The organism is Streptomyces sp. NPDC059456 (assembly GCF_042750055.1).
GTDB lineage: Bacteria > Actinomycetota > Actinomycetes > Streptomycetales > Streptomycetaceae > Streptomyces.
In genome coordinates, this window is sequence record NZ_JBHYVA010001008.1 from 1 (window position 1) to 2,061 (window position 2,061).

The 2,061-nt window shown below is 77.4% G+C and carries 1 pseudogene; it reads left to right on the top strand.

Annotation, left to right across the window (positions count from 1 at the left end):
* Nucleotides 1-2,061, top strand: a pseudogene (locus ACFXA3_RS41615) (DNA-binding protein); the annotation flags it as partial.

Here is a 2,061-nt window from a genome sequence, read left to right on the forward strand (position 1 = left end):
GGGGCCCACCGACGAGCTCATCGAGCAGGCGCTGCGCGGCATCGCCGGCAGCGGCTACTACAGCCGGGGCACCGACAAGGACGTCGCCCACCGCTTCCTGGCCCGCCTCACCGAGGCGTGCGCCGACACCGGCGCCGTCGCCGTACCCGGCCGCCTCCACTTCGACACGCCCGCCCTGGACCACTCCGCCCTGCCCTTCACCACGCTGCTCGACGAGCCCGCCGCGGTCGCCTACCGGGCCGTCGCCGTCGGCACCACCGACGAGCAGCGGGCCGCACTGTGCACCGTGCTCGGCCAGGTGGACGCCCTCGGGCTGGCCTCCGCCGGGGCCTCGGGCGACCGCTGGCGCCGGGTCCTGGTCCACCTCGACCCGCGCCACCTGAGCACCCCCGACGGCGTCTCCCGCAACACCTGGCACCGCAGCCTGCTCCCGCTCGGCGGCGGCGCCGTCCTCGGCTTCACCGAGCACAGCACGTCCGTCACCGACGGCCACGAGTTCGGGGCGCTGCTCCACGACCCCGTCGGCCGCTTCGAGGTGCCCGGCCCCTATACCGTGCGCGGCGACGCCCGGGTCGGCGACCGGGAGCGCGGCCCCGGCTGGCTCACGGCGTTCCTGACCGAGGCCGCCGACCGCGGCCCGGCACCGCTGCGCCCCGAGGCCGCCGACGAGTTCGCCCGCCTCACCGGCGTGTCCGGCACCGTCGCACGGCTCCTGCTGGCCGGCCTGCCGAACATCGACAGCTGGGAGGCCCACTTCCTGCCGGCCGAACTGCGCACCGCCCTCGGCGTCAAGGCCGCCGACGCGAAGCACGCCCGGACCGAGCTCAGGAGCCTCGACGTCGAGGTGCGCCGTGCGGTCGTCGCCGCACTGCTGCCCGCCGACCCGGCGCGGCTGTGGACCGACGGCCCGGACGTGGCCGCCGCCGCACGGGAGTGGAACCGCCGCGTGGGCCGCCGTACCCCCGTGCCCGAGTGGCTGCTCGCCGAGGCCACCCGCGCCGCGCGGACCGGCTGGTCCACGCACCGCGCCCTCGCCGCGATCCTCGACCCCGCGGCGTCCCCGCCGCTCTCGGTCGACGTCGCCTGGGAGGTGAAGGGGGACCACGCCGAGCCCTGCGAACCGGCCACCGAGCCCTTCACCGCGGAGGTCCTCACCGGCGCGCTGACCCTGACGGCCTGGCTGGCCCACCGGCTGCCCGCCGGGGACCCGCTGCGGGCCGCCCTGCCGCCCGCCCTGACCGCCGTGCGCCAGCGGCTCGCCGCACCCGAACTGCTCCTCACCATCGGGCACTACACCAGCCTCCCCGACTTCCGGAAGGCCGCGGGCACACCCACCGAGACGGCCGAGGGCCACGAGCGGTACGGCGCCGTCGTCATGGCCACCCACGACGACCGGCCCAAGCCCGCACTGAAGACGGCCCTGCTCGACTCCACCGGCTCCGACCCGTACCTCCCGGCGCTGCGCGGCGACGACCAGCAGCCGTCCGCCACGGAGACGGCGCTGCGGGCCGTCCACGACCCGCGCTTCGCCGAGCTGCTCGCCGACCCGGGTGCCCCGGCGGCCGGCGCCGGGGACGACGCCGTCGGCAAGGACGGCACGTGGTGGCCGCAGGACCCCGGCCGCTCGGTGCCCGAGCTGGTGGCCGAGGTGGGCGAGGCCCACGGCCTGGGCGCGGACGCCGCCGCCCTCTACCTGGCCCTGCTCGCGATGCCCGACCCCACCGACCGCAACGTGGCGCGCTGGACGGGCTGGAAGCCGGCCCGGCTGAAGGCCGCCCGCGCCGAACTGGCGGCCACCGAACTCGTGGTGACGGCCTCCCGGACCCGCGCCGGCCGCTCGCTGTTCCTGCCCGGCGGCTGGGCCGAAATGCCCTCGCCGGTCCTGCCCGTGGAACAGTGGAAGCTCGCGATGTACGGGCTGGCGCCCGGCGGGCGTCCGGTCCTGGGCGTCCTGGTGCCGGACGAGCCGGCCGCGGACCTCTACCGGCGGGCCTGGCAGCGGGTCCGCGAGGGCGACGTACCGCGCTTCGAGGCACCTCCGTCGTGTACGTCCACGGCACG